The sequence below is a fragment of the Verrucomicrobiaceae bacterium genome, from assembly GCA_016713035.1.
Lineage (GTDB): Bacteria > Verrucomicrobiota > Verrucomicrobiia > Verrucomicrobiales > Verrucomicrobiaceae > Prosthecobacter.
Window position 1 is genome coordinate 421,343 of record JADJPW010000002.1, and the last position, 25,744, is coordinate 447,086.

The following is a 25,744-nucleotide window of genomic DNA, read 5'->3' on the forward strand; positions in this document are numbered from 1 at the left end:
TAAGCACTGAGAACCGGGAACCGGGAACGGAGAACGGAGAACAGGGAATAGCGAACCGGGAACAGCGAACCGGGAACAGCGAACCGGGAACAGCGAACCGGGAACAGCGAACCGGGAACAGCGAACCGACTCTACTATTAACCCACCGAACCCAGCACCTCCGCCACCCTCTCCATCTCCGCACGCGTATTGTAAAAGTGCGGACTGAACCGCAGATGACCGCGTCCATCACGCGTATGTCGCAGAGAGGCTACGATACCCTGGGCCGCTAGCCGCGCATTCAGCACCTCCACCGACTGCTCAGGATGCCACACCGTCGTGATGGAAGAACTCAACGCATGTCCCGGCTCCGGTCCGAGAAAGCGGAACCCCAACGGAGCCAAAAACTCATGTTGCGCCGCCTTCAAGCACCGCAACTGCCCGCTAATCGCCTCCAGCCCGATCTCCGCGATCAAATCCATCCCCGCCTTCATCCCCAGGATACCACTGATATTCAGCGCCCCCGGCTCATAGCGCCTCCCCCCACGCTCAAAGGCGATCTCCGCCTGCGCGATGAAGTCTGGGCTCCGCACATTCCATGAGCCTAGCAGCCCTGGCCGCAGCATCTCCTGCAACTCCTCACGCACATAAAAAATCCCCGCCGCCATAGGCCCCAGCAGCCACTTGTGCGAATCTGCCGACAAAAAATCCACATACTCCACCCGCGTCTCAAACGCCCCTAGCGTCTGGATCGCATCCAGGCAGAAAAACACACCTCGCTCTCGCAGCATCCGGCCTATCCCATCCACATTAATGCGCCAACCACTCAGGTAATGGCAAGACGCCAGCGCCACCATCCGCGTCTTTGCCGTCAGCGCTGCCTCCACCAGCTCCAGCGTGATCTCCCCTGGAGAATCCGGCCGCAGCTCCTTCACGATCACTCCCCGCCGCTCCAGCTCACGCCACGGATACACATTCGCCGGATAATCATCCGGGTAACACACCACCTCATCCCCCGCCTGCCACGGGAAGCCACTAGCCACCAAGCTCAGCCCCACCGAAGTCGGCCCCAGCAGCGCGATCTCCTGGGCCTTTGCCCCGATCAGCCGTGCTGCGACTGCTCGCGTCTCCAGCACCGCCTTCCACGCCTCTGGATACTCCTGCATCCGCGTGCAGCTCGCCTCCAGGTGCTCCTGCATCGTCCTCACCACACGCCGCGGCAAAATCGTCACCCCGCATGAGCCAGGAACACACCCTTCTCCACCACGGGAATTCAGCACGGCGCAGAGCCTCATCAGCGAGCAAATCAGAAAGTTGGAGCATAAGCAGAAAAACAAATGAACTCACCACTCGGGCGCATCCGCCAAATCGCAACCAGATCACACGCCCAATCCGCAGCGCTCTCTCTAAATCACGGCGCAGCCAATTTACTCACCACATGGCTCATGAACGGGAAGAGCTGCTTCTTCCGGCTCACCACACCGGGCATGTCATAGACGTTTTCTTTGGCCAATGGGTAGTCGATGGCACCGATCACACGCTGATCACCCGCCACCAGCAGTACACTGTGATGCCGTGTGATGTCTGTGACCATCAGGCAGGCGAAATGCAGACTATGCTTCTTCAAAAGTGATTGCAGAGCCGCTTGCAGGCCACTCTCACGCTTCCAGAACTCCTCCAGACCCAGCTCCTCGATCTGGCTGATACTGATATGCCAGCCATTCTCCTCAAAGACCTTCCGGTCACTCTCCAGCGCACGATCCGGCGTATTCTCACGCAGCATTGATCCCGCCGCGAAAAAGTCCTTCACAAACTGAGCCCCATCGATCCCGCCGATCCCAGCCAGCCAGCTCAAGATCTCACGATCTGTCTCTGTCGTCGTCGGGCTAGTCAGATGCAGAGTATCGCTGATAATGCCCGCGCACAGACAGATCGCCGTGCCCTTATCCGGCGCGGCACCACGCATGCGGTACATGATCCCCACGATGGTCGAGTACGCCCACAGGCTCATTCAGGAAACGAATCGGCTCCTTCGTGCGCAGATTTCCACTCAGGCGATGGTGATCGATCACCTCGATGATCTCCGCCTCATCCGCACCCGCCACAGCCTGGGCGAACTCATTGTGATCCACCAGCACCAGCCGGGCACGCGGCACATCGATGAGGTCCGACTTGGAGAAAACACCGATCAAATGCCGCGTCTCCTCATCCACCACCGGGAACAGTGGCTGATGCGAGCTCTGCACCGCATGCACGATCTCACGCAGCGGCGTGCGTGACCCAAACGACAAAACCTCATCCTTCAAAGCCCCACTGATGGGCCTGGAGAAACGCAGAAGCTGCGACGTGCTCGCCGTATCATGCGGCGAGCAGATCACCGCCACACCCTTCGCACGAGCCTGGGTCAAAATGCTCTCCCACGGCTGAAAACCGCCCGTAATGACCAGGCACCGCGCCCCCAGCTCGATCGCCAAGGCGTGGATCTCCGGCCTATCACCCGTCACCAGCGCCACATCACGCGGCTGGAACTGCATCGCACGCTGGCGTGACGTCTCCACGCTCGACGCCGCCACCACCAGCACAAAATCCTGCTCCCGCTCCGCCTCGCTCGCCTCACCTGCCAGCCTACCACCCAGCGCCGCCACGATATTCGCCAAGCTCGTGCGCACCGCACGATTCCCCGCCAGCGAGCTACCCTCCACCGGCAGGGAAAAGCTCCGCCATCTCCTGGATCGACGGCACCCCCAGCAATCTCCCCTCCGCATCCACCACCGGGATACTGCGGAAACCATGCTCAAGCATCATGCGATACACCGACAAAAACGTATCCGCAGGCCGTGCCGTCAGCACATCCCGGCGGCAAATCGTCGCAGCCGTAGGCCGCACATCCAGTAGCAGCCTCGGCGCTGTGACATTCGCCGTATGCAGCACCCAATTCGTCCGCACGCTCACCACCACAGCAGGCCGCCACGGCATCCATACCGCGCACATCCCGCAAAACGCCGCATACCCGATCGCGGAGCAAATCGCGTCCGTATCTGGATTGCGATGGCCGATGACATAAATGGGGTCCTGAGTGCTCATGGTGCTACGAATAAAACTGCTTCCCTCCACGCCCCTGATTCCGCTCGCCCTCTCCGGCAGCTGCTTTTTGCAAAAGCCGACAAACCCACCTTTTCCGCTGCTCTCTTCAAACTCACCCCGCCGCCGCCGCGATCATCCGGTCAAACTGCCGCTCCACCTCACGCGTGGTCTCCGCATCCAGCCGGAAGCCCACCGGACCGCGCACCAGCGTGTTTTTGAAAATACCCTGCCGTTTGAGCAGATGCTTCTCCACCGCCAAAAAGCCATCCAAGCTTGTCTGCATCGAAATCAGCGCCGAAAGCGGCCCATGAATGCGATCCGCCTTCGCCGCATCGCCGGCCTCCAGCGCCTTCCAAAGCGGCACGAGCCCGCGAATCAAATCCGCGCCCGGCATCGTGCCCACCACGCCGCGCTTGAACGAATCCACCAGCGCAATGCCCCCTGTGCCCTCAAACACGCGTGCGCGGCCCTGCGTCGCATCGCGCAACTCGCTCAGCTTTGGCCCGATGGGGCTCGCCTCCGGCTTGTACTGCACCCGCTCCGGCCCAAACTCCTCCAACAGCCGCGCCTGCATCGCAATCGGCATCGGTTTCCCCACATACCCGCTCGCATCCTGCACGATCACCGGGATGTGGATCGCCTCAATGATCCGCGTGTAATACGCCAGCAATTCACTCTCCCCGATGCCGATAGAAACCGGCGGAATCGCCATCACCGTATCCGCGCCGATGCTTTCGGCATGTTTTGCATAACGCTCGGCGGTTTTGGATGATTCGGCACCGACACTGATTACCACCACGCCGCGCTCCTTACCAAAACGGCACGCCGCCTCTGCCAGCGCCTCCCGCTCCCTCACTATCCAGCCGCAACGTCTCCGACACCATCGCCATCACGATCCCGTTCGCCCCACAATCATAAAGCCACGCGATCTCACGCTCCAGCGTTTCGAGATCAAGCGTCTCATCCTCAAGCCGGCGTTCGAAAACCGGCAGGACGCCGCGGAGTGGGTGGTGGGTGGAGATGAGCATGAGGTGAAGCGAATAAACAGTGATCGTCGGCTATCTTGCTCATCAAACCAAGAATTCATTCAAGAGCTTCTAAAGGCCTTCGACGCACATCCCCTAGCCCCGTGATTGCTCCGATAAGACAACCCAGCCCCGGATAAAAACACCCGATGCTCGACCAACTCAATGCCGGTTGCTGCGAAGCTACAGTGGCACGCTCTTGGATGTGAACATAATCCACGACATAATCCAGGTTCGTCCACTGCTGAACTTGTTCAAACAGCTCCTGGTAGGTCTTCTGATGCAATTCATAGACTTCCTTGGCTCTTCTAAGCCTGCTGACTGCCTCTTCATGCTTTTCTAACTCGTTCTCGATTCTCTGAATTTCGGTTTCAACAGCAGGCAGCTTTTCTGACTGGGCCAGCTTCAAATCATCCCGCTCATCGCGCAGGCGTTTGAGGCGTTCAGAAAGCCTTTCCACCTCGATCTTGGCTGAAACCGACTCCACCTGCTTCTTGGCATCCTCAACGGCATCAAGTGCCTCCTCCACCTTCTTTTGCTCATTGACTATCGCTTGCAGAAAAGGTGAGACAATCTTGTTGGCCGATGCTTCCCGCCAAGAATTGCGGACGGCTATGAATTCATCCATCAATGCATTGAGGTAATGTTGGATGTATTTGGGTTCCGAACCTGTGACGATCAAATTCACGTTCGCCGAGCCTTTGGTTTGCAACACACGTAGCGTCACCTCACATGGCGGTGTTTCTGGAAACAGCGCACGGACACGATCCGCAGTCTTTCTTGCCATGTCCGGCGACTGGATGGTTTCCATCACCGTGTTCAGCATGGTCTGCATCATTTCCAAAACTGACGATGATGAGTCACAGAACCACTCATTCGAACTCCCGCAACCAGCGTCGCCCTCGTTTTCAAACACGGGTGAGTTGGCATACAGCCACGCGACCCGCAGCATCGTTGCGAAGCCAGCCACGAGAAAGGCGAAGTAGATCGGCAAAAGCCAAGCAGGAAGTCGGTGCATTGTTGTCTTGCTCATGGCGACTTTTTAACACTCATCGGCCAACTAAACGCCACCCAAATGTCGTTTAGTGTAACTAAACGTAAACTGGACTTTCGTTTGGTTGAGCCCTCACCAAAGCAGCTTCCCGCCATCCAGCACCAAAACACTGCCAGTCATGAAGCTGCTGGCCTCGCTGGCAGATACAGCGAGCGGGCCGATCTCCTCCGGTCGGCCCCAGCGGCCCATCGGGATGCTGGCCGCCACTTCGCCTTCAAACTCGGGCTTTTCGCCGATCCAGCGGCGATTCGCATCGGTCAAAAACGGGCCGGGCGCGATGGCGTTCACGGTGATGCCATGCACGGCCCAATCTGCCGCCACGGCCTTCGTGAACATGGCCAGGGCTCCTTTCGAGGCCTCGTAACTGCGACCGCGCATTGCCTTGCCGGGCCAGAGGGCATTGATGGAGGCGATGTTGATGATGCGGCCCCACTTTCGCGGGATCATCGCCCCGCCGAGGCGTTTGGTGAGGATGAAGGCCTGCGTGAGGTTCAAGTCGATGATCCGCTGCCAGTCCTCCAGCGCCAGATCCTCCGTCGGCGTGTTGATGCGGCGACCGCCGACGTTGTTGATGAGGATGTCGATGGGCGGATGATCCCGCAGCACGACATCACAGAATCCGCTCGGCCTCCTCCGGCTTCGAGAGATCGGCCTGGATCGACGTGACATGCAAATCCTCGCTGCAAAGCTCCTCGCAGGCCTTGTGGAGGTTTTCAGCACTCGATCCCGTGATGATCACCTTCGCTCCCGCCTCCCCCAAAGCCCGCGCCATCTCCAAACCCAGCCCACGCGAGCCACCGGTGACGAGGGCACGTTTTCCATCGAGTCGAAATTGTTCGAGAACAGGCATGGCAGTCGTGTTTCAGGCTTTGCCGAGCATCTCTAGATGCTTCGCGTGCAGGAAAGTCTCCAGTGCTGCGAGCACATGGCGTTTCAGGATGCGCCAGCAAAGTAGCCATCTCGCTTCGTCGAGATGGGCAGAAGGCTTTCGCTGACATCCAAAATTCACAAAAATCGTGATCCGCTTAGCCTTCCAAGCATTAGGCTCATCTCGCGGAGCGAGATGGCTACTGTACCTCGGCTCCGCCGCCTCGATGCCCTCATTCACCATCTTCGAGAGCTTTTCCTTGTCCTTCGACAGCCCCGACCGCTCAAAATACAACGACCCGATCTGCCTTTTCAAATCCCGCACCGACCAGTTGCCGCGAATGCACTCAATCTCGTAAAAGGCACGCTTGAGCGGCTGGTCGATGGCCAGGAGTTGTTCGAGATGGGTGAAGGAAAGCCTTGAAACCAGCACTGGGATGGGTGCCCCGAATTTGGGAGACAGTGACTCCCGAATTGCTAACGCAGCGGATTCTGGAGACAGTGTCTCCAGAATCTTTGAAGACTTTTTGCCTGATTTGGCGGTCACTGACCTCCAAATCTCACCGGAGACGTTTGAATGAGATTGTTCGGTCAGTGACCCAACTTTTGGAAGATGCAGAAACCCTTCCCGAAATTCGGCGGTCAGTGACCGCCAAATCTCTGGATAAACCAGGGCAAACTGACGACACAACCTCAGATAACGCGGTGTGAATTCTTCAATGCCTGACTTCGCAAGCCGCTCTGACACGGAGTCAATCATAGCCTCTCCATATTTGGCGCGGTCAGCTCCGTGATGTTCATACTCGCGCAGATACCACCCGATCACCCAGTTCCGTAGCGTAAGGGTCGTGTTGACCGTGCGGTTCACCACGGCAGCGCTTTCGGTGTGGACGTGCTGGATGGCGTCCACGAGCGATTTGAAGCTCATGGAAGCGTCCGGCTTGGTGCGGACGATGCGTTTGGCTTTTTTGGCGGCGGGCTTTTTCATCACTGGGCCTTTCGCAGCACGCGGTAGCCGTGTTCGTTCAGCAGCGCAATCGCGCCGCGATCACTGGAGTCTCTCGCGGCATCGGCGAGGGAATTGAGGGCGTTGTAGATGGACTCGACTGCGGCATCGAGGGACTCGGCGCGGGTTTCGTGGGCTTTGTAGAGGTTTTCGAGGCAACTGGCGAAGTGGAAGGCGAATTCGAGCTTCTTCGCGTAGTAAAGCGTGAGCGTGCGACTGCCTTCGCGGGCGCGGGTGTTGGCGCGGTAGAACTCGCTCATGGCGGTGAGGTAGTGCGTTTTGAGCTGCGTGACCCACTCGGGCAGTGGGTCTTTGGAATTCAGATGCCGCGTGAGCATGTCAGGCGATGGCTGGCCGAGTGTGGGGGCGTGTTTTTCGATCAAGGCGTTCGCTTTGGCGATCTCTTGGAAGCCGAGCCACATGCGCTCGGCGACGCCTTCGCCGCACATCGGTGTGATGAGCTCGCTGAGGGATTTTTCATCGGTGAACTCCATCTGCGGCAAAAAGGTGCCGGGAAGCGGATCGGCCTCGATGACCTCAAAACCCATCTTCGCGGCTTTTTCACGGAAACGGGCCGTGATGGCGGCCACGTCGGCATTTTCGAAGGTTTTGGCACCTCCGAAGGCTTTGCGGCCTGCCGTGTCGCCATCGACGCGGATGGCTGAAAAGGGCTTCACGGCCTTCGGCACGGCCACGGCGGTGTACTTCAGCGTTTTGAGCTGCTGGAGACGTTTTTCGAGCTCTTCATCGCTCCAAGACTCCTGGCCCATCGCGGTGCCGGTGTAGCCATTCCACACTTTGGAGCCGCTGACGGGTCGTGAGGCGAGTTCGAGTGTTTGCGGCTTCGTTTCCGCTTTCGCCAAAACATTTCCAGAGCCTCCCTGGGCGATGCAGAAGAGATTTTCGCGTGTGCGCACATACAAGCGACCATCGGCGATGCTCGGTGTGGCGATGATTTCTTCACCGAGATCGTTTTTGCCGAGCACCTTCAATTCAGGGCCGTCTTCGAGCACGACGACGAAGCCGTTCTTGCCTGCGACATACACTTTACCATCAGCGGCGACAGCGGAGGCAAAGTAGTCGCCGAAGTTGCCGAGGCGGCTGCGGTCCCACAGCGACTTGCCGTCCTTCGCGTCGTAGCAGCTCGACATGCCGCCGCTTTTCACGAGGTAGAGGCGGCCGTTGTAAAACAGCGGGCTGGAGATGTTCGAGGGCGTTTTGGGATCGATCGACCAGAGCAAATGCGTCTTCGTCACATCGCCGCTGCCGCCGCCGCGGATGGCCTGGATGATGTTTCCACCGGCAGCCATGTTGTCGGGACTTTGGAAGGCGGTGTCGATCTCGTCGGCATCAATGAGGCCGTTTTTGTTTTTATCGGAAGCGTCGAAGCGCTCGTGAAATTCCTTCGGTGTCTCGTCGCGGGCGAGGATCTTGTCCTGATTGGTGTCGAGCCATTCGAGCAGCGCATGTTTGAGCGTGCGGGTGCTGTCGCCGTAGCTTTGCACGGCGATGTAGATGATGTCGTCCTGCACGACGGGCGTGACCATGATGGTGCGCAGGAGCGTGTTGCAGGTCCATTTCTCCGCGCCAGTGGCGGGGTCATAGCCTTTCATCTTGCCGCTGCCGGCCACGACGATGTCGCCTTTGCAAATGACGGGCACGGCATAGCCCGCGAGCATGTCTTTGCGCAGCGTCTTCCACCTTTCCTTTCCCGTTTTGGCATCCACGGCGACGAGGAAGGGCGCGAGGTCATCATCCTGGCAAAAGATGACCATGCCGTCATGCACGATGGGCGAGGACGCCGCGCCCCAGTCCATCAGGTAAGCCGGACGCGGCATGGTGTAGCGCCACGCTTCCTTGCCGGTGGCGCAATCAAACGCCAGCAGGCCGATGGTGCTGAAATGGATGTACACTCGCTCGCCATCCGTCGCGGGCGTGGCCGCCGCGTGGCTGTTCGGCGGCGTGATGCGTGGCAGCGTGCCCGTTTCAAATTCCGTGCGCCATTTCACGGCACCCGTGGCAGCATCAAAGGCCTGCATCGCGGCCTTCGAGTCCCCGCCATGCCGCTGGCATAGACGACGCCATCTTTGATGATCGCCGAGCCCACGCCATCACCGACCCGTGCCTTCCACGCGATGTTTTTGTCCGCGCTGAACTCCAGCGGCAGATTTTTGGAGGATGAAATGCCGCTCGCATTGGAGCCGCGAAACTGCGCCCAGTCCTCGGCATGGAGTGCGGTGGCGGCGAGGAGGAGGGCGAGGATAGATTTCATGCGAGCAGCCACTACGGACGAGCGTGGTCAGCACTATCCCGGAAAGGAGCTTGAATAAGCCCCTGGCGGACTCAGTTTAAGGGCATCTGTTTTTCATCCCGATGAGTTTTCGAGTTCTTCTCCCCATTTTCTTGCCATCACCACGCTCACACATGCGGCGGTGGAGGTCGATATTGAGCGCTTTGGTGCCAGCCTGGGTGGCTGGAACTGCAAACGCGGCAAAGCTACCGAGTACCAGATCTCCGGTGCCAGCTACCGCACCTACAAGCCAGAAATCTCGCCCTCGCCGGATGGCGGCATCTTCGTCTCCGTGCGTATCGACCATCTGCGCGGCTTTTTGCCTCGGATGACCATGCCAGCCTGGAGATGAGCTTCAGTTCCAGCGGGGCGCTAGTCTCGCGCAGAGCAATATGGCGCTGCAAGGACGCACGATCAGCAGTGAGCTCATTCGCGGCACGGCCTCGGCTGGTGCCTCTGTGGCGGCTCCTTATGGCGTGGATCATGCCGTGAGGATCGGCACGGATCTGCGGCCGATTTGTCCTCCAAGCGCTGCGGGAAAAATCGTGGAACCAGGCCGCGTGTCCTTCCCGGCGGCCATCCGGCATAATTACAACCAGCTCTTCCAAGCGGTGAAAAAGAGGAAGACCGAGGCGCGACCAGCAGCACCGACCGCAAAGCCCCCTGTTGCCCCCGGCACAGTGCCTCAGCCCAAACCCAAGCCCGCCCCCATTCCGCTACCGGATATTCGGCCGTATCAGCCAGGCTTCATTCCCCCACAGAGCCCACTACCTGTGCCCGCAGCACCTCCCGTGCAGCTCAGGCCGTGCCGCCACAAGCGGTGTCGCCGCAGGTGCCTTCGCAGCCCGAAGGTCCGCCGCGGCCTTGAGCGGCCATTTCAACACCGTGTTTTCAGCACGGCGGAGTCTTGTCACTGCGATTGCGGGCTCCGGCGAATCCGCAATCGTGAGTATTGGTCGCCGTTTAGGGTGCAATGACATGGAGCGCGGCTAATTGTACCGTTTTTGATCCCCATTTCATGCAAAAACCTCGCTCATCGCCCTCGCCGTGCTGCTGGCCCTGCCATGTGCCGCAGCGGAGAAAACGACGATGTCTCGCTCACCAGTGTGGAGGAAAAAGAAGCCTTTCTGAAGCGCGAACTCGCTCCCGGCAAGCTGCGCCTTCCACGCGGCGGCCTCAAAGATCACAACAAGGACGGCTCCATCGACTGGAAGGACCTCACCGTTCACAGCGAGCGCATCTACCAGCTCCGCGACACCGATGGCGATGGCACCGCCGACAAGATGACGACCTTTGCGGAAGGCTTCAACAGCGTCGTCACCGGCATCGCGGCGGGCATATTGTATCACGACGGCTGGGTCTATATCACCGTCGCGCCTGATCTCGTGCGCCTTCGCGATACAAATGATGACGGCGTCGCCGATGAGCGTGAAATCGTCGCGCATGGCTTTGGTATGCACATCGCCTATGCAGGGCATGACATGCACGGCCCGCGCATCGGCCCGGATGGCCGCATCTACTGGAGCATCGGCGACAAAGGCGTGAACGTGACGAGCAAGGAAGGCGTGAAGTGGTTTTACCCGCACGAAGGCTGCGTCATGCGCTGCGAACCGGACGGCAGCGGCTTCGAGGTCTTCGCGCATGGCCTGCGCAACATCCAAGAGGTCGCCTTTGACGACTTCGGCAATCTTTCGGCGTGGACAACGACGCCGACCTCCCCGGCGAAAAGAACGCCTTCGTGACATCACCGAGCGCAGCGACTTCCGGCTGGCGCTGCGGCCATCAGTATCAAACAGAGAAGAGCCGCTGGATGTTCAAAGGCCTGTGGAAGCCCGCGCATGCCACGCAGCCGCTTTTCATCACCCCGCCGCTGCAAAACTACTCGAACGGCCCCGCTGGGTTCGCGCATGAGCCCGGGACCGCGCTCGGTGCCCGCTGCGCGGTCATTTCATCCTCGATCACCCCCAGCGGCAAAATGACCGCCTTCCAGCTCGCTCCGAGCGGCGCTTCGTTCGTCATGACAAACGAACGCGTCATCCACAGCGGCATCATGGGCATCGGCATGGCCTTCGCGAACAACGGCGGCCTCCTCATCGCCGATTGGGTCGGCGGCTATCCGCTCGACGAACTCGGCCACATCTGGCGCGCCGACGATCCTTCTGCTCAAACAGCACCGAGCGCCAAGAAACCGCCAAACTTCGCTGCGGACCTCGATGCCTCCCACCTCTCTCACCGCGATCAACGCGTTCGTTTGCGTGCGCAGTTCCAAATCGTCAAAAAGGCGATTTCGCTGCTTTGGAGGCCATCGCCGCCAACAAGAAAGCCGCTCAACCGCCCGCATCCACGCCATCTGGGGCCTCGGCCAAGGTCTCCGCGCCAAAAGGTCGAAGTCAGCACGCTCACCAAACTCCTCACCGACGCCGATCCTGAAATCCTCACCCAAACCGCCAAACCCTCGGCGACGGCACCACACGCGTTCCCGAACTCATCTCACTTCTCACATCTAACGTCTCACGGGTTCGTTTCCACGCCGCCATCGCCCTCGGCAAGCTCCAAGACCCTGCCGCGACACCGAAACTGCTCCAACTCGCCGCGAAGGAGCAAAACGATCCCTTCATGCGCCACGCCATCGTCACCGGCCTCGCGGGCTGTGCGGATGCCAAGGTGCTCGTGAAGGACAAAAGCCTCTGCAACCTTCTCGCCCTCGCCCGGCAGCGCTCGCCGAAGGTCGCCGAGTTTCTCACCAAATTTCCTGACGAGGCCGAGCGAGCCATTCACGACGACGCCGGCATCCCCGAGGGGCTCTTCCCGCGCTCACCACGCGACTCACGCGTCGCGGGCTGAACGCCTGTTTGCGCCTCGGCATCGCCGAACCGCTCATCCAGGCCGCGTTGAAGCCCCTCCACGCTGCAAAGCGAGGCGCTAGACCTCCTGCTCGTCTTCAACACTCCGCCGCGTCTCGACCGCATCGACGGCCACGCGCATGAAAACGCCCCGCGCGATGCCAAAGCCTTCGCCGCGCTCGTTCAATCGCGTCTCGACTCGCTGCTCGACCTCACCGACGGCGCTTTGAAAGCCAAAGCCGTCGAATTGCTCATGCAGCTCCAGCTTCGCGTCGAGCCCGCCGTGCTCCAAAGCATCGTCGCCGATGCGAAAGCCCGCAGCAGCCCCGCGCCGGTGCCCTTGAAGATGCTCGCCAGCACCGGCGACTTCGGTCCTCGCTCGATCTCGCCTCGATAAAAAATCCCCGCCGAACTCCGCCGCGAAGCCCTCACACAACTCTTCGCCCATCAACCCGACCGCGCCATCGCCGCTGCCGCCACCGCTTTGAAAGAAGCCGATACCACCACGAAGCAACTCTGCCTCTCGCTGCTCTGCGTCATCCAAAGACGACAGCGTCATCACCGAGTGGCTCGACCTCCCGCGCAGAACAAAGTCCCCGCCGCCATTCAGCTCGACATCCTCGAAGCCGCCGCCACCCGCGAAAGCCTCAAACCCAAGCTCGCCGCCCTCCAAACCCAAAACACCGAACTCCTCGAAGGCGGCGATGTCACCCGCGGCCGCGACCTCGTCACCAATCACCTCGGCGCCAACTGCATCGCCTGCCACACCGTCGAAGCCAAAGAAGGCAGCCAGGTCGGCCCCAACGTGAAAACCATCGGCAGTCAAAAAGACCGTGCCTACATCCTCGAAGCCCTCCTCAACCCGCTTGCGCAAGTGGCACCCGGTTATGGTCTCATCACCCTCACCCTCAAAGATGGAAAAAGCCTCTCTGCCGTCCTCGACAAAGAAGATAATAAATCCATCCGCCTGAAACTCCCCGACGGAAAACTCCAAACCGTCCCCGTCGATCAAATCGCCTCTCGAACTCCACCCATCAGCATCATGCCGCCGATGCTCGGCATCCTCACCAAAGCGGAGATCCGCGATGTAGTGGCTTATCTGGCGAGCTTGAAGGCGAAGAAGAAATGAAATCTCACATCCACGTCCCTTCAGTAGCTGAGGCGCTGGCAACTATCGATTGCTGAACCTTTCTTGCGGAGCCGAGGAGCTCCACGACTCGCGACGAGCTAGAAAGAGAGGTTATTTTGTCAGCCAGTTGCAGCCTGATCCCGTTTCCTCGTTTCCATGGTCGCTACCGTGACGTTTACGATGGGAGAACGCCGACGGCAGTCACTTACTGATTGAAGATGAACTGCTGCGTTGATCAGGGCGTAATCAGGTCCTCCAGGGTGCTGGAGGCCCTTTTCCTGGGCCTGAAGGCAAAGGGCCTTTTCCCTGGAGGTGGGCTTGCGGGAAAGCAGGGCCATGTAAGCGGCGTCGATTTTTTCATCGGCAGACTGGGCCTTGCCCACGGTGAGCATGAGCTGGCTGTGGCGGTGAACGATCTGCGGCAGGAGCTCTCCATTCATCAACGCCAGGGCTTGGGGAACAGAGGCTTCACTGTTGCTTTTCTCAATCATTTCCCGGTCGCTCTGGCCAAATTCGCGTAGGTAATGACCGCGCGGGGCTGGGCTTTCGATTTCCGCAGCGCGTAACCACTGCCGGGAGTGCTGGCCACGCGAACGGAAGTAGTCCCCCCACTGCTTGCGGGGAATGGCATAGTACATGGCTTCTTCGCTCCAGGCCTTTATCTTAGCTTCGGCGACGTCCGCCTTGGTCATCTTGATCTTACCATCTCCAGCAGGGGCCATCGTGTGCCCGCCGTTGGCAGCACCGGCCGCCTGCATTTCGGCACTGGGGGCGGCCTGCATCGAAACCTCCTGATTAGGTTCATAAGCAATGGTTTCCCAGGGCTTGCCGGTGACCTTCTCGAACAGCTTTTTTTGGCCTGGAATGATCACTTCAGCCATGACGGTGCGGCGGGCATGGCTGTAAAGGGCCGTGATCTCACGGCTGATGGATTTGATTTTCGCATGGCACTCAGCAGCGCGTGTGATGGCAGCCTTTTTTTCAGGTCCGGTGACTTTGGCCGCGATGGATTGGTATTTTTTGGCGTCATCGCGGGCCTCCGCCAAACGTTTCTGCATAGCCTCCACACCTTCCGGCTGCGCCTGGTACTTCTTGGCGGCCACTTGAATGCTCTTGAACGCCTCAGCCGGACCGGCGACCTTTTCCACAGCCAGCCTGCGCTGCTCCAAGTATTCGTGGGTGGGCATGTTTGACATGTCGGGATTCGGGTTGATCAGCGTCACAAAGCTGTCCCACAGCTGCTCGGCTGACATGCGGCGCAGTTGCGGGCCAGTGAAGTGGCAGGCAGTCCCGGGCGCCACCTCCTCGTGGGAGGCCTGGCGCTGGTAGGTACTCGTGTTGAAAAGGATGCGCAGAAACGTCTTCATATCGTAATTCAGGCTCACCATCAGCTTTTCAAGATGGCTCAACAGTTCAGGATTCACCGCCACGGTCGTGTCCGTGAGATCGTCGAGCGGCTCGATCAGGGCGAGACCGAAGGCCTTTTTCCATAGGCGATTGACCACGACCTTGTTGAAGCGGTCGTTATCGGGATTCGCCAGCCAGCGTGCATAGGCCTGGATCCGTGTTTCCCCTGGCAGAGGAGTACTGGCATGGCCCATGATGGCAGCCGGTTTCACGACGGATTTGGGCTCCGCATCGTCATACTGGTAATCCGGTGGCAGAGTGACCTTGCGCCTCTCGTCAAAGGTCACCTTGGGGTAGCGCCCGGGGCCACGTGCCTCGCTCATGGCCTGATTGTATAAACCTTGACCCTGGAGCAAGTACTCCTCAGCTGCCCGGCGTGCCTGTCCCGCTCTGTCCAGCTCCGCCCAGAAAGCGAGGCGGTCGGCCTCGGTGTTGGGGCTTTTGGGCCATTCAGGCTGTTTGAACGTGGTGCGAATGGCCAGGCCTTGCTCACGCAGAAGATCGCTGATACCGCCCGTGAAGCTGCCGCCGGAGTCTCTGATCTCCACGCCAGAGGTGAAGGCCGCCATCTCGTAGAACTGCTTCTGCGTCCACTTGTCGAAGGGGTGATTGTGGCACTGGGCACATTCGATGCGGGTGCCGAGGAAGACGCGCAACGTGCTCGCCATGTTGTCCAAGGGCATGCCACGATCACGTGTGTAGTAGCCAATCGCCCCATCGGACCAGGCCTTGCCATCTCCGGCGACCATCTCCGCACGAACACGTCATACGGCTTGTTGCTGCGCAGCGCATCCTTGATGAAATGAACATACGCAGGGCCTGTCCGCTGGCCCTTGGATTGAACACGCAGCACGTCCGCCCAGTAGTGGAAGTAGTTCTGCACATAGCCCTCGGAATCGAGGAGCTTGTCGATCAGTGCCGCACGCTTTCCTTCTTCTCTGGAAGCCAGAAACTCCTCAGCCTCACGCGAGGTGGGAATGCGGCCCACCACATCTAGATAGATGCGGCGCACGAAAGCGCTGTCATCCGCTGGGGCATTGGGCGTCAAGTTGTTAGCCGCCCAGTCCCTCGCCAGAAGCGCGTCAATTTCATCGGCGGCGGAAACTACCGGAGCGGCTCGGGCGATCGTCCCAAGCCAAAACGTTAAGATCATTGAACACGCTAGGAGTCCATTCATGTGAGGTGAAACGCAGAATTCATCCCTAGTACTGCAGAGGCGAGGTGCCGTCAACTTTTGGATCGGAATTGCACCCACGAAAGGTGTAAATAAGATTATAGCCGGATGACCTATTCAGGGGGAAACGGTGAAAATGGGGTGGATGTGCAACTGTCTGAGAAATCGTCTCCTTCGCATTGGCGGCACGGCGGCGGATGAGGGCATCCGCGCTCAGGGGGACAGCTTTGCCGGAGAGCTGGAGACGAGGAGTTAGCCGTGCGCCCGGCATTTGTCTTTAGGCTGCGACCAGCCATGCATGGACTGTGGCTCTGTCTGCATGAGTTGTCGCAGACCTTGGGGGGGCGTGGCTTTGTGTTCATGGTTGCACGCAGACTTTCTATGGTTCGTGACTTTGTCTGCATGAATGGTCACAAACCATCCATGGTTCGCCGCTTTGGGAAACCAAAGATCATGTTTGGTCAGTTCTTTGCTACGGTGCCCGAGGTCCGGCATCTCCGACAATGTCCAGATCTCGTCACGAATGTCCTGCTCAGTCCATCAGCGGCCTCAGGATGATGGTCAGCCCATAGACCGATTCTCAAAAAGAATGTCATAAACGCGTCTTTGGGCGGCACTGACCGAAGGATGGAGGGCTGGTCGAACAAAGAGCGCAGGGACTCGATGATACGGTCCTGAAGTTGCTCGGAAGTCTTGGCGATCCAGCCGTTGAACCAGTCGGCCTTCATGCGCAGCCACAAGCGCTCAATGGCGTTGAGGTCTGGCGAGCGTGGCGGCAGATACTCCGGCTCGAAGTGATGCCAGTTGAGGCTCTTGGTCTTGTGCCATGAGGCGTTGTCGAGCACCAGGATAGCGCGGCGTCCTTCTACGCGCGGATTCTCCTCAGCTAGAGTGTCAAGGAACACCTGAAAAGTGACGCTGTCGCACAGGTTGAAGAGCAGTGCGCCGAGACGTCCATCTTTGGGCCGCACGGCACCAAACACATTGTAGCGGATGCTCACCGAGATAGGGTGAGTGGCGCACCTTGCCGATCTTGGTCCAGGTGCGGCGCGGGCGCGGATCGCCTTCAAAGCCGCTTTCGTCGCTGAACCACAAGTCGACGTTCGGATCAGCCACCCAGTTCTGGAGCTTTTCGCAGAAGGCTTGGCGCTTGTCCTCATCCTGATTGAGCGGCCAAGGGCGCGGAACTTTGGAGGCGGTAGTCGTGCTCGTGGAGATAGCGCACGGTGGTGCTGTAGCCGAGCTGGGTTTGCAGGTTCTGCTTGATCCAGCCGTGCAACTTCACCGCAGTCCAGTGGCTCTGTCCGGCCAGTGAGGGATCTTCGATGAGAGGCAGAATTTTTCGTTCACTTGTTCCCTTGGGCAGGATTCGGCGACGGCCGCTGCTACGCCCGGGAATGAGACCATCAAGGCCGGCGAGATTGAAGGCTTGGATGAAACGCAAAACCTGCCGCAGGCTGAAGCCTGAGAGGTCAGCGACTTGCTCGCGGCTCTTGCCTTCATAAAGCCAGCGCAGCGCTTGAAGCCGACGAAAGCCCTTCTTCAGGGCGTGCAATCCATCGCCACGCCGACCTCTTCCAAGGTCGCGTTTTCGAGATTGAGTGTGATGCACGGGCGGGCCACCGCCGCCTATTAATTACCGCAATTCTAAAAAGTACAGCCTCAATATGACATTCTTTTTGAGAACCGGTCTAGACCCAAATGGCTTGCAGGTCGTATTGAGCCGCACGGCTGAATAAGACGGCATTCATGCCTAGGCACGCCAGTTCGCCTTGAATGCTTCCATTTTCTGCCAGGGACTTCCACTCGTCAGAAACGGCCTCGGCCATGTCCTGAAGCCCTTCGTCAATCTTGGCTGTCGCCGCCATCTTCCAGCGTTCTTGCTGGTGCATGAGCTCCAAAGAATCCTCCACGACTTCATCGGCGTTTTGATGAGGCCCGTGGCGATTTTTGCCGCACAAAGGATTCGAAAACAGCGGGTAGTGTCACAGTCATGAAGAAAGTCTGACTTGCTGCCCTGCTAACCGTCAACAAGTCTGTGCTCGGCGGTGGCTTGGTGAACAATCCCAAGGCTTTTGAAAAACGAAATGGCAGAGATGATTTCACGCCAAGGCAAATGGCCACAGGTTCAGAAAGCTTGGGAACCTTTGCCGCTTTGCATCTCGGCCAGAGACTTTAAAACCAGGCCAACCTTCGAGCCGAAAAACCGGCTCGCGATGCTTCGCTTCATCATGATTTGTGAATTCATGAGATGAAGATGGGGAATCTAAACCGCTTATATGACGCTCATTTAACGCTGATGTTTGGTTTGGGATTAGCGTCGGGTCAGCGTCGAATGAGCGGTTAAAAATCACAAAACCTCACGACGCGAAGCATAAGATGTATTCGACCGAATATGGCGGCTTTACATCGAGCGCCAGTAGCAGGCAATTTCAGTGTGCATGGTCAGTCTGCGCCTCGCTTTTCTCATGGGCTGAAACTTGAGCACCATGCCTGTCGTTATCCACAGATCATGCGCTCCTTGCTTCCTCTGCTTTTTGTTTCACTGGCTACCCTTGTTCCTTTCCAGTCTGCTTCTGCTGCAGCGAAGCCGAACATCATTTTCATCCTCTGTGATGACCTGGGGTATGGCGATGTGAAGTGCCTCAATCCTGAAGGAAAATCGCGACTCCACACATGGATCGACTTGCGAAGGAGGGGTGATCTTTACCGATGCACACTCCGGCTCCAGCGTCTGCACTCCCACACGCTACGGCGTGATGACAGGCCGCTACTCTGGCGGTAAAGCTACAAAGCAGCGATGCTCGGTGGGCTCTCCCCGAGGCTCATCGAGCAGGGGCGCTCACCGTGGCCTCCTTTCTGAAGCAAAACGGCTATTACACTGCCTGTGTCGGAAAATGGCACCTCGGCATGGATTGGGTGAAAAAGGGCAGCGTGACGAGTGGGCATCGAATCTGCCGAGCAGGTCCATAACGTTGATTACACTCAGCCCATCGCTAATGGCCCACTCAGTGTCGGTTTTGACTCCTACTTCGGCATCAGTGCCTCTCTGGACATGGTGCCGTATTGCTTCATCGAAAATGATCGTGTCCCGGTCAATCCGACAGCAAACGATGAAGCTCTCATGAATGCCGCCAATCGCAGCGGCAAGGCATTCACCCGCGAGGGGCCAGGTAGCCCGGGATTTCGCGGTGAGGATGTGCTCCCGCCTTTACCAACCGTGCGGTGAAGATCATCGACAAGAAAAGCTGCTGATGCGAAAACGGCAACCCCTTCTTCATCTACATGCCGCTGAACTCTCCGCACACACCGATCCTGCCGGAGTGAGAAGTGGCAGGGGAAAAGCGGCCTCAGCTCCTACGCTGATTTTGTCATGGAGACAGACGACGCCATCGGTCAAATCATGACCGCCACAGAGAAAAGGGGCATCGCTCAGGACACGCTTATCATCGTCACCAGTGACAATGGCTGCTCTCCCAGCGCTGACTTCCCACTGCATCTCAGCAAGGGCCATAATCCCAGCTACAACATGCGTGGACACAAAGCGGATGTCTTTGATGGCGGGCACCGGGTGCCATTCATCGTCCGCTGGCCAGCGCAGGCCAAAGCAGGTCAAAAATCCGCCCAGCTCACCTGCCTCACCGACTTCCTCGCCACCTGTGCCGACATCCTAGGTGAAAAATTACCCGAAACGGCTGCGGAGGACAGTTACAGCTTCCTCCACGTCCTGCGCGGCGAGAGTAGCTCCGACTCACGTCCCAACATCATCCACCACAGCATCAATGGCAGCTTTGTCATCCGTGAAGGTCCGTGGAAGCTAGCCCTCTGTGCCGACTCCGGCGGCTGGAGCGCCCGCGTCCTGGTCAGGCCCCGAAAGACGCCCCAGACTCCCAGCTCTACGATCTGAGCGCCGACATCGGAGAAACGAATAACCTCATCGCCGAAAGCCCGAAATCGCCGCTAAGCTCAACCTCATCCAAAAACAATCACCGATGGCCGCAGCACCCCTGGTGCCGCACAAAGCAACGCCGTCGAGGTCATCCTGCGCAAACCCACGCCGAAAGGCCAGCCTAAAGGGGAAGAAGAAAGAAGCTCCGAAGAAATAGAGGCGGCAGTCTTTTCGCATTTTCCAGCTCCTTTCTTCACATGCCTACCCGCCGTCGATTTTTACGATCGAGTGCTCTATTTGCTGCGGGGCCACTTCTGGCCGCGAAGGACGACCTCAGAGGCGAGATCGGCATTACCACCGGCTCCTTCATGCGGCATCTCAGCGCTGAAAAGGCGGCTGGAAAGCTGCGCCTACTCGATCTGCCGCAAATCATGCGTGAGGAGCTCGATATGCGGGTGATCGATCTCATGACCGCCACCCTCGTTTCGCTCGAGCCAGCCTACTTAGAGCGACTCCGCGCAGCTGCGGAGAAACACGGCTGCCTTTTGACCAATCTGAAAATGAACCAGCCCGGCCTCGACATGGCCAGTGCTGATCCCGTGATCAAACAGGCCGCCATGCGTGTGTATAAGCACAGCATCGATGCAGCGGCACTGCTCGGCTGTCGCTGGGTGCGTCCACTGCCTCTCCCAGACAGGCCTGATCCACAGCGCCTCGCCGCAGCCATGCGGGAACTCATCGACTACGCCGCCAAAGAAATCACCGTGCTCGTCGAAAACTATGGCTGGATGATGACCGATGCCGATGCCATCCCCCGCGTCATCGCCTCTGTCGGCCCCGCATTGAAAGCCCAACCCGACACCGGTAACTGGAAGGACAACACCACCCGCTACACCGGCCTCGAAAAGCCTTTCCGCACGCCGTTTCCTGCGACTTCAAAGCCTTCAAACTCGGCCCCGATGGCGCTCACGCCGATTACGATCTGAAAAAGTGCTTCGACATCGCCTGGGCCACTGGTTTTCGGGGTCCTGGTGCATCGAGCACTTCCACCCCGACTTGCCTGAGCTGTTTCAGGAAATGAAACTCCTGCGCGACCTACTCCGCAGGTGGATGCGGACAGATTGACCCTCTGTCCATCACTAGATTCCTGATCTGGTCTGGAGAAACCAAAGGCAGCAAGGAAGCCTATGCCTGCATCAAGGGTAAGGTGTATCCTTAGTGCATGCTGTTGAATGCGCCTGGGCTCATAAAAAATGCAGCAAAAAGCGGCCTTGTGAGTGATCGTGCGACAAGATCGTCACATCACGATCTTTGGCAGACAGGGGAATGTGACGTTGATGTGGATTCCCGAACATGAACCGAATCCTTTTAGTAGATGATGAGAAAGACATCTTGGAGCTTATCAGCCTCCATCTTTCTAATGAAGGGAGTGAAGTGCTCACTTTGAGCAATGGCCTTGAGGTGCTGGAGACAGCGGCTCGTGAAAAGCCGCAGCTCATCGTGCTGGACATCATGTTGCCTGGTTTGGACGGGTGGCAGGTTTTCCGGCAGTTGCGCACGGATGTGCGAACGCGAGGCATTCCGGTGCTGATGCTGAGTGCGCGTTCCCAGGCGCATGACCGCATCAATGGCCTGGAGCTGGGGGCGGATGACTATTTGACGAAGCCCTTCAGTCCGCGTGAGCTGGTGCTGCGGATCAAGGCCATCCTACGCCGCTCCCAAAAGGTCGCGATGACCGATGAGCTACGGGTAGGGGACTTCGTGGTGGATCGCCAAAACATGGTGCTCACAGTCTCCGGACAGCTCGCGGAGCTGACGTCCACGGAGCTGAAGCTGGTGTCTTTTTTGATGGCGAATCCGGATGTGGTGCATACTCGGAGTGAGTTGCTCAATGCCGTGTGGGGATATGCCGATGACACACACTCCCGCACGCTCGACACGCACATAAAGCGCCTGCGTGACAAGCTAGGCTCCCACGGCACCCACATCGGCACCGTGCGCAAACAGGGCTATCTTTTCATCGCAGATCCAGGAAAGGCTAAGCGGGCATGAGTAGAACTCACGCGTCATTGGCCACGCCTCTAAGAGCGAGCCACGGGGTGGGGAGTGACACCGTACGAGCATTCCTTTCCCAGGCCGGGCTGGAGCTGCGCACGCCGCTTGCTCTGATACAGGGCTACATCGAGACGCTGCGTTCAGGCGTTGTCAAAGGTGGTGAGCAATTGGCACGCTGCCTGGAGGTAATGGACCGCAATAGCCGCCGTCTCATGCATGTGATAGATGACATGAAGATCGTCTCCACCGTGGTGACTCCATCCTCCGCTTGGCTGTGTGATGCAGCGAATCTGCGCCAGTGCATCGGGCTCGCAGTGGAGTGGCTAGCACCAGAGCTGGAGACACGCCAAATCGTGATCGAGCACCATATACCTCAGGGGCGTGCACGACTGCTGGTGGACCGCGAAAAGCTGCACCTCATACTTTTGAAGCTGTTTGAGTCCATCCTACGCGGCAGAGCCTCTGCACTGCGCATCTCGATCCAGGCAGCTTGGGAGGCTACTGAGATGGTGCTCTCTGTGCAGGCAACGAGTAAGGATCAGGTGGCGAGCTGCCTCGATCCTGTGTGCGATGACTTTATGGCTCCCACCTTTGGTGAGCTGGATATGCTGTTGGTCCGCCATACGCTGGAGGTCAGCAGGGGCCGTTTGGAGCTGCGCACTTGCGACGCGGAGGGTAGCGACTGCTACCTACTCACTCCCTTCAGCCTGAGAGCTCGCCACTATCGGCGATCAATGGGCACAAGAGATTTGTATACACGTTTTTGTCACCCTCGGAGGCTGTTACTGAAATGTAACCCCTCAAAGTTAGCCGCCACGGAAAGAGGAGCTTAAAACGGCATCGCCGGTTCACGGCTGCAGGCCTCCAGGCTCACCCCTGGTAGTTACCCAAAAGAAAATCCAAACCGACAACTCCATCACACCATGCTCATTCGCTCCAAAAATCTCCTCACCATGCTCGCCGTGGCTGGGATGACTGCTCTGGCCTCCCAGGCCTCCGCAGCCACCTACGTCGCTGGCGATCTCATCCTCGGATTCCGTGCCACCGGCGGTACGGGTGCTAGTTCAAACCTTCTCGTCAATCTCGGCCAGGCAGACACCGTCTTCCGTGACGCGACCTCCAATCTCCTCAACTTCGTGGACATCGGCACGCTGCTCACCAGCACCTATGGCTCTGACTGGAACACCCGCTCCGACCTCTTCTGGGGCGTCGCAGGTGTGCGTAGTAACAGTAACATAGCTGGTGCCGTTGATGGGGACCCCACTCGGACAAACTATTTGAGTGCAGAACAAACAACGGTTTCCCCCGGCACTCAGCAGTCCACGGCTTGGACTATTGGCACATCAACTGCCAGAGCTGACGTGGCTGCCCGCATCATAAGCATGGCTGGTGTCTTTGATGCCGCAGCTCCAGAAGCTTCCCTGACAAATGTCCTTGATGCCAGCAATGGAAACTCGTGGAGCGCTTATAACGATGGTGCGACTTCCTTTACCCTCTCAGGAATTATTGAAGGTGACTTCGGCTCCGGCACAAGCGGCACGGCACTGGATCTTTACCGCATTCTAGACCGCACCACAGGTGCCAATCCCACCGGCACCGTTGGAGTCGGTTCCTATGAAGGCACCTTCACCATCAGCGATGCTGGTCAGGTCAGCTTCGCCGTCACTGCTGCCGTTCCTGAGCCAAGCCGTGCCCTGCTCGGTGGTCTCGGTCTCGCTGGCGTGCTGTTCCGCCGCCGCCGTGTGAAAGCCACCGCCTAATCTCACTCCCCTCCCGCCAACTTAAAACATAATTAAATCCACCACGAAACAGTATTTTATGAAACACATCTCCATCCTCACGGGCATCCTCGCCCTCGCCATGGCTCCGCAGGCGTTTGCGGACCTCACCGTCCGCCTCACAGGCTCCACCGCCTTCCGTGCAGCTACGCACAAGGCTATCGTCGCCATGATGGGCGGTGAGGCGAACTGCAAGTTCGCTCACGCTGCCATCAGCGGCAACACCACCGCGACACAGTCCAGCTATGAGAGCGCGGACTGCTCCATCATCCGCGGCACTGCTACCAGTATCGCCGGTGTCACCACTGTTCATTGCACATGGACGGGTTCTGCCACAGGTATCGCGGATGTGGCGCAGGGGAACAATCTCAACTTCATCTCCGTTGCCGGCCTGCCCGCCAGTAATGGCTACACCAATGCCGCTGTGGGCAACTTCGTCACTCACTTCCAGCAGCGTATCGAAGTCCGAGTCCACGACCTCCCGCATGGCATTCTCAGACGTGTATCAGTCCTCCACGCCTACGCCTACACCTGCACTCACGAATAATAACCTCGCCATCATCCCCTTCTGCTGGGTGGCGAACAAAGGCACCACGGGTTTCACCAACATGACATCCCAGGCTGCTCGTGCTCTCTATGTAAACGGCTCTCAGCCCAAAAAGCTACTCACTGGCGATGCTGGTGCTGCCGACGCTGAAGATCTTGTCCTGGCCATCGGTCGTGACAACGGCTCTGGCACACGCATCACCATGCTGGCTGAGATCAAATACGGCGTCTTTACGGCAGTCCAACAATGGAAGCTTGTAACTTCCGGCACCCCTGGCACTGGCACCATTACCTCCGCTCAGGTTTGGCCTGTGGGTGATGGAGTCGGTTCCTTTGCTGCTGGTAACGGTGGTTACGCCTCTGGTAGCCTTATCCGCAACGCCATGGGCATGACCTCTGCTGTCACTGATCTACTGGATGAGACTGGTACTTTAGCCGCTGAAGACCTCTCCGTCTCTCTCGTCTCCTGCCTGGGCATCACTGATGCGAACACCGCAGTCACCAATGGTGCTGTCCGCCTCGCCTACGAAGGCGTCACCTACGACGGTACGAACGCTGACCTCATCTATCAGGGGCGCTACACCAACTGGGGCTACCTCCACCTCTACCACCCCAGTGGCCTGAGCAGCGATGAGACCCAGTTCAAAACCAACCTCGCCACTCAGTTCGACAACGCAACCGTTCTTGGCTCCGCTGGCCTGCGCACCTCCCAGATGAATGTCGGCCGCAGCAACGACGGTGCTACTGTTGGCCCGTAATCGTCTTCGATAACACCTCAAACGCACTCAGCTGGTGCTGACGCTCGTCGTCAGCACCAGCTTTACATTCCAAACGACCTCTCCACCATGAAACGCCCCATTTTGCTCTCCGCGCTCGCATTGTCGCTTTTGCTCAATGGCGTGCAATTCTACTCCACTCTCCAAAGCACGCCACAGGCCGACTTGAGCATCAAGTCGCCCCGCAGCCTGTTTTCGTGCCGATTTCCGCTGAGACCACTCCACGGAAAAGCGCCCTTTCACTGGCGTGAGATCGAAAGCTGCGATTTTGCCTCCTACATCCGAATTTACGCCAAATCGGCTGTCCAGAGCCGACGATACGCCAAATCGTCCACTCCGAGCTGCGCAGCTCATTGACCAGCGATAGTCCAGGCAGCGCAGACGCAGCCACCATCGAGCGCCAGACCGCAGAGCGCTTCGCAAAATGCTACCTTCAGGCGAAGCATCGACCCTACTACGCCAGTTACTGCCGCCGCGCAGGCTACGCCGGATGCTACCCTGCACCGCTGGAAGTGCCCGCCTTCCTCGTCGGAGATGCCGCAAACATGCCCTCTATCACGCCGAACAGTCTTTCCACCACGCCCACGGACACCACGCTGGCTCAGAGACACTGCGCAGGCTCCAGGATCTGCGTGAGGATTTCGGGGAAAGCCTCAGTCCCCGGGGCGCAGCCAGATAGCAACAACTATCAGCTCAACTGGCAGCGTGCACGCTTTCAGAGCGATGACTACTTCAGTTCACTCTATGGCGGGGACTACTTCATCCGGGTGCAGCAGGGGGCTGGAAATCAAACGCCCCAACAGCCTGCCAAGTGACAAAAACGTCATATACTAGGCGGTGTC

Annotated in this window: 25 protein-coding genes and 3 pseudogenes; 13 read left to right on the forward strand and 15 right to left on the reverse strand. The window is 58.6% G+C overall.

Translation table 11 applies throughout. The annotated features are described in order from the left end of the window. Nucleotides 1–137: 137 nt before the first annotated feature. The 10 genes and pseudogenes from IPK32_08725 to IPK32_08770 form a co-directional block, all read right to left on the reverse strand. Entirely contained in the window at nucleotides 138–1,274 is a 1,137-nt protein-coding gene (locus IPK32_08725; GenBank protein MBK8092053.1) for an aminotransferase class V-fold PLP-dependent enzyme, read from the reverse strand. Nucleotides 1,275–1,390: 116 nt separating this feature from the next. Beyond that, nucleotides 1,391–1,954 (reverse strand): hypothetical protein, encoded by a 564-nt coding sequence (locus tag IPK32_08730; GenBank protein MBK8092054.1) that lies wholly within the window; start codon nucleotides 1,952–1,954, stop codon nucleotides 1,391–1,393. Then, nucleotides 1,923–2,648 (reverse strand): DHH family phosphoesterase, encoded by a 726-nt coding sequence (locus IPK32_08735; protein MBK8092055.1) that lies wholly within the window; start codon nucleotides 2,646–2,648, stop codon nucleotides 1,923–1,925. Before IPK32_08735 ends, IPK32_08730 begins: the two co-directional genes overlap by 32 nt. 22 nt (nucleotides 2,649–2,670) lie before the next feature. Further along, nucleotides 2,671–3,063 carry a CBS domain-containing protein gene (locus IPK32_08740; protein MBK8092056.1) on the reverse strand — a complete coding sequence of 131 codons (393 nt, stop codon included), beginning with the start codon at nucleotides 3,061–3,063 and terminating at the stop codon, nucleotides 2,671–2,673. A gap of 112 nt (nucleotides 3,064–3,175) precedes the next feature. After that, nucleotides 3,176–4,091 (reverse strand): annotated as a pseudogene (locus IPK32_08745) (dihydrodipicolinate synthase family protein). A 55-nt stretch (nucleotides 4,092–4,146) separates the two neighbouring features. Beyond that, nucleotides 4,147–5,121 carry a hypothetical protein gene (locus IPK32_08750; GenBank protein MBK8092057.1) on the reverse strand — a complete coding sequence of 325 codons (975 nt, stop codon included), beginning with the start codon at nucleotides 5,119–5,121 and terminating at the stop codon, nucleotides 4,147–4,149. Nucleotides 5,122–5,214: 93 nt separating this feature from the next. Further along, nucleotides 5,215–5,992: pseudogene (locus IPK32_08755) on the reverse strand (SDR family NAD(P)-dependent oxidoreductase). A gap of 12 nt (nucleotides 5,993–6,004) precedes the next feature. Next, complete coding sequence (locus tag IPK32_08760; protein MBK8092058.1) at nucleotides 6,005–6,997, reverse strand: hypothetical protein; 993 nt, start codon at nucleotides 6,995–6,997, stop codon at nucleotides 6,005–6,007. Next, on the reverse strand, nucleotides 6,997–9,024 hold the full coding sequence (locus IPK32_08765) for a PQQ-binding-like beta-propeller repeat protein (protein MBK8092059.1): 2,028 nt from the start codon (nucleotides 9,022–9,024) through the stop codon (nucleotides 6,997–6,999). The genes IPK32_08760 and IPK32_08765 overlap by 1 nt, the downstream gene beginning before the upstream one ends. After that, nucleotides 9,021–9,287, reverse strand: a complete 267-nt coding sequence (locus IPK32_08770; GenBank protein MBK8092060.1) for a hypothetical protein — start codon at nucleotides 9,285–9,287, stop codon at nucleotides 9,021–9,023. The genes IPK32_08765 and IPK32_08770 overlap by 4 nt, the downstream gene beginning before the upstream one ends. Before the next feature lie 160 nt (nucleotides 9,288–9,447). Between IPK32_08770 and IPK32_08775 the strand changes: the two genes are divergently transcribed. The 3 genes from IPK32_08775 to IPK32_08785 all read left to right on the forward strand — a co-directional run bounded on the left by IPK32_08775 (nucleotide 9,448) and on the right by IPK32_08785 (nucleotide 12,149). Continuing rightward, nucleotides 9,448–9,657, forward strand: a complete 210-nt coding sequence (locus IPK32_08775; GenBank protein MBK8092061.1) for a hypothetical protein — start codon at nucleotides 9,448–9,450, stop codon at nucleotides 9,655–9,657. Nucleotides 9,658–10,369: 712 nt separating this feature from the next. Then, nucleotides 10,370–11,047 carry a hypothetical protein gene (locus tag IPK32_08780; protein ID MBK8092062.1) on the forward strand — a complete coding sequence of 226 codons (678 nt, stop codon included), beginning with the start codon at nucleotides 10,370–10,372 and terminating at the stop codon, nucleotides 11,045–11,047. Between the two features lie 745 nt (nucleotides 11,048–11,792). Next, nucleotides 11,793–12,149 (forward strand): HEAT repeat domain-containing protein, encoded by a 357-nt coding sequence (locus tag IPK32_08785; protein ID MBK8092063.1) that lies wholly within the window; start codon nucleotides 11,793–11,795, stop codon nucleotides 12,147–12,149. A 78-nt stretch (nucleotides 12,150–12,227) separates the two neighbouring features. Here the strand turns inward: IPK32_08785 and IPK32_08790 are convergent, their stop codons facing one another. Then, the gene (locus tag IPK32_08790) at nucleotides 12,228–12,707 is read right to left on the reverse strand and encodes a hypothetical protein (GenBank protein ID MBK8092064.1); all 480 of its coding nucleotides are present in this window, start codon (nucleotides 12,705–12,707) and stop codon (nucleotides 12,228–12,230) included. Between the two features lie 6 nt (nucleotides 12,708–12,713). Between IPK32_08790 and IPK32_08795 the strand changes: the two genes are divergently transcribed. Beyond that, nucleotides 12,714–13,277, forward strand: coding sequence for a c-type cytochrome (locus tag IPK32_08795; protein ID MBK8092065.1), 564 nt, complete (start codon nucleotides 12,714–12,716; stop codon nucleotides 13,275–13,277). Between the two features lie 119 nt (nucleotides 13,278–13,396). Here the strand turns inward: IPK32_08795 and IPK32_08800 are convergent, their stop codons facing one another. From IPK32_08800 to IPK32_08815, 4 genes are all read right to left on the reverse strand, one after another. Continuing rightward, the gene (locus IPK32_08800; GenBank protein MBK8092066.1) at nucleotides 13,397–15,340 is read right to left on the reverse strand and encodes a DUF1553 domain-containing protein; all 1,944 of its coding nucleotides are present in this window, start codon (nucleotides 15,338–15,340) and stop codon (nucleotides 13,397–13,399) included. A 979-nt stretch (nucleotides 15,341–16,319) separates the two neighbouring features. Then, entirely contained in the window at nucleotides 16,320–16,928 is a 609-nt protein-coding gene (locus IPK32_08805; GenBank protein MBK8092067.1) for a transposase, read from the reverse strand. An 86-nt stretch (nucleotides 16,929–17,014) separates the two neighbouring features. Continuing rightward, entirely contained in the window at nucleotides 17,015–17,413 is a 399-nt protein-coding gene (locus tag IPK32_08810) for a helix-turn-helix domain-containing protein (GenBank protein MBK8092068.1), read from the reverse strand. Nucleotides 17,414–17,549: 136 nt separating this feature from the next. After that, on the reverse strand, nucleotides 17,550–17,750 hold the full coding sequence (locus IPK32_08815) for a hypothetical protein (GenBank protein MBK8092069.1): 201 nt from the start codon (nucleotides 17,748–17,750) through the stop codon (nucleotides 17,550–17,552). 620 nt (nucleotides 17,751–18,370) lie between these two features. Here IPK32_08815 and IPK32_08820 point away from each other — a divergent pair. From IPK32_08820 to IPK32_08860, 9 genes and pseudogenes are all read left to right on the forward strand, one after another. After that, nucleotides 18,371–20,206: pseudogene (locus tag IPK32_08820) on the forward strand (arylsulfatase). Beyond that, nucleotides 20,116–20,733: a TIM barrel protein gene (locus tag IPK32_08825; GenBank protein ID MBK8092070.1), complete on the forward strand. Its 618-nt coding sequence runs from the start codon at nucleotides 20,116–20,118 to the stop codon at nucleotides 20,731–20,733. Before IPK32_08820 ends, IPK32_08825 begins: the two are co-directional and overlap by 91 nt. A gap of 367 nt (nucleotides 20,734–21,100) precedes the next feature. Further along, entirely contained in the window at nucleotides 21,101–21,799 is a 699-nt protein-coding gene (locus IPK32_08830) for a response regulator transcription factor (protein ID MBK8092071.1), read from the forward strand. Continuing rightward, nucleotides 21,796–22,635, forward strand: a complete 840-nt coding sequence (locus IPK32_08835) for a hypothetical protein (protein ID MBK8092072.1) — start codon at nucleotides 21,796–21,798, stop codon at nucleotides 22,633–22,635. Before IPK32_08830 ends, IPK32_08835 begins: the two co-directional genes overlap by 4 nt. A gap of 90 nt (nucleotides 22,636–22,725) precedes the next feature. After that, nucleotides 22,726–23,562 carry a PEP-CTERM sorting domain-containing protein gene (locus IPK32_08840; GenBank protein MBK8092073.1) on the forward strand — a complete coding sequence of 279 codons (837 nt, stop codon included), beginning with the start codon at nucleotides 22,726–22,728 and terminating at the stop codon, nucleotides 23,560–23,562. Between the two features lie 58 nt (nucleotides 23,563–23,620). Beyond that, the gene (locus IPK32_08845; GenBank protein MBK8092074.1) at nucleotides 23,621–24,127 is read left to right on the forward strand and encodes a hypothetical protein; all 507 of its coding nucleotides are present in this window, start codon (nucleotides 23,621–23,623) and stop codon (nucleotides 24,125–24,127) included. Then, on the forward strand, nucleotides 24,066–24,884 hold the full coding sequence (locus IPK32_08850) for a hypothetical protein (protein ID MBK8092075.1): 819 nt from the start codon (nucleotides 24,066–24,068) through the stop codon (nucleotides 24,882–24,884). Before IPK32_08845 ends, IPK32_08850 begins: the two co-directional genes overlap by 62 nt. An 87-nt stretch (nucleotides 24,885–24,971) precedes the next feature. Then, the gene (locus IPK32_08855; protein MBK8092076.1) at nucleotides 24,972–25,259 is read left to right on the forward strand and encodes a hypothetical protein; all 288 of its coding nucleotides are present in this window, start codon (nucleotides 24,972–24,974) and stop codon (nucleotides 25,257–25,259) included. Further along, on the forward strand, nucleotides 25,256–25,717 hold the full coding sequence (locus tag IPK32_08860) for a hypothetical protein (GenBank protein ID MBK8092077.1): 462 nt from the start codon (nucleotides 25,256–25,258) through the stop codon (nucleotides 25,715–25,717). The genes IPK32_08855 and IPK32_08860 overlap by 4 nt, the downstream gene beginning before the upstream one ends. Nucleotides 25,718–25,744 lie beyond the last annotated feature (27 nt).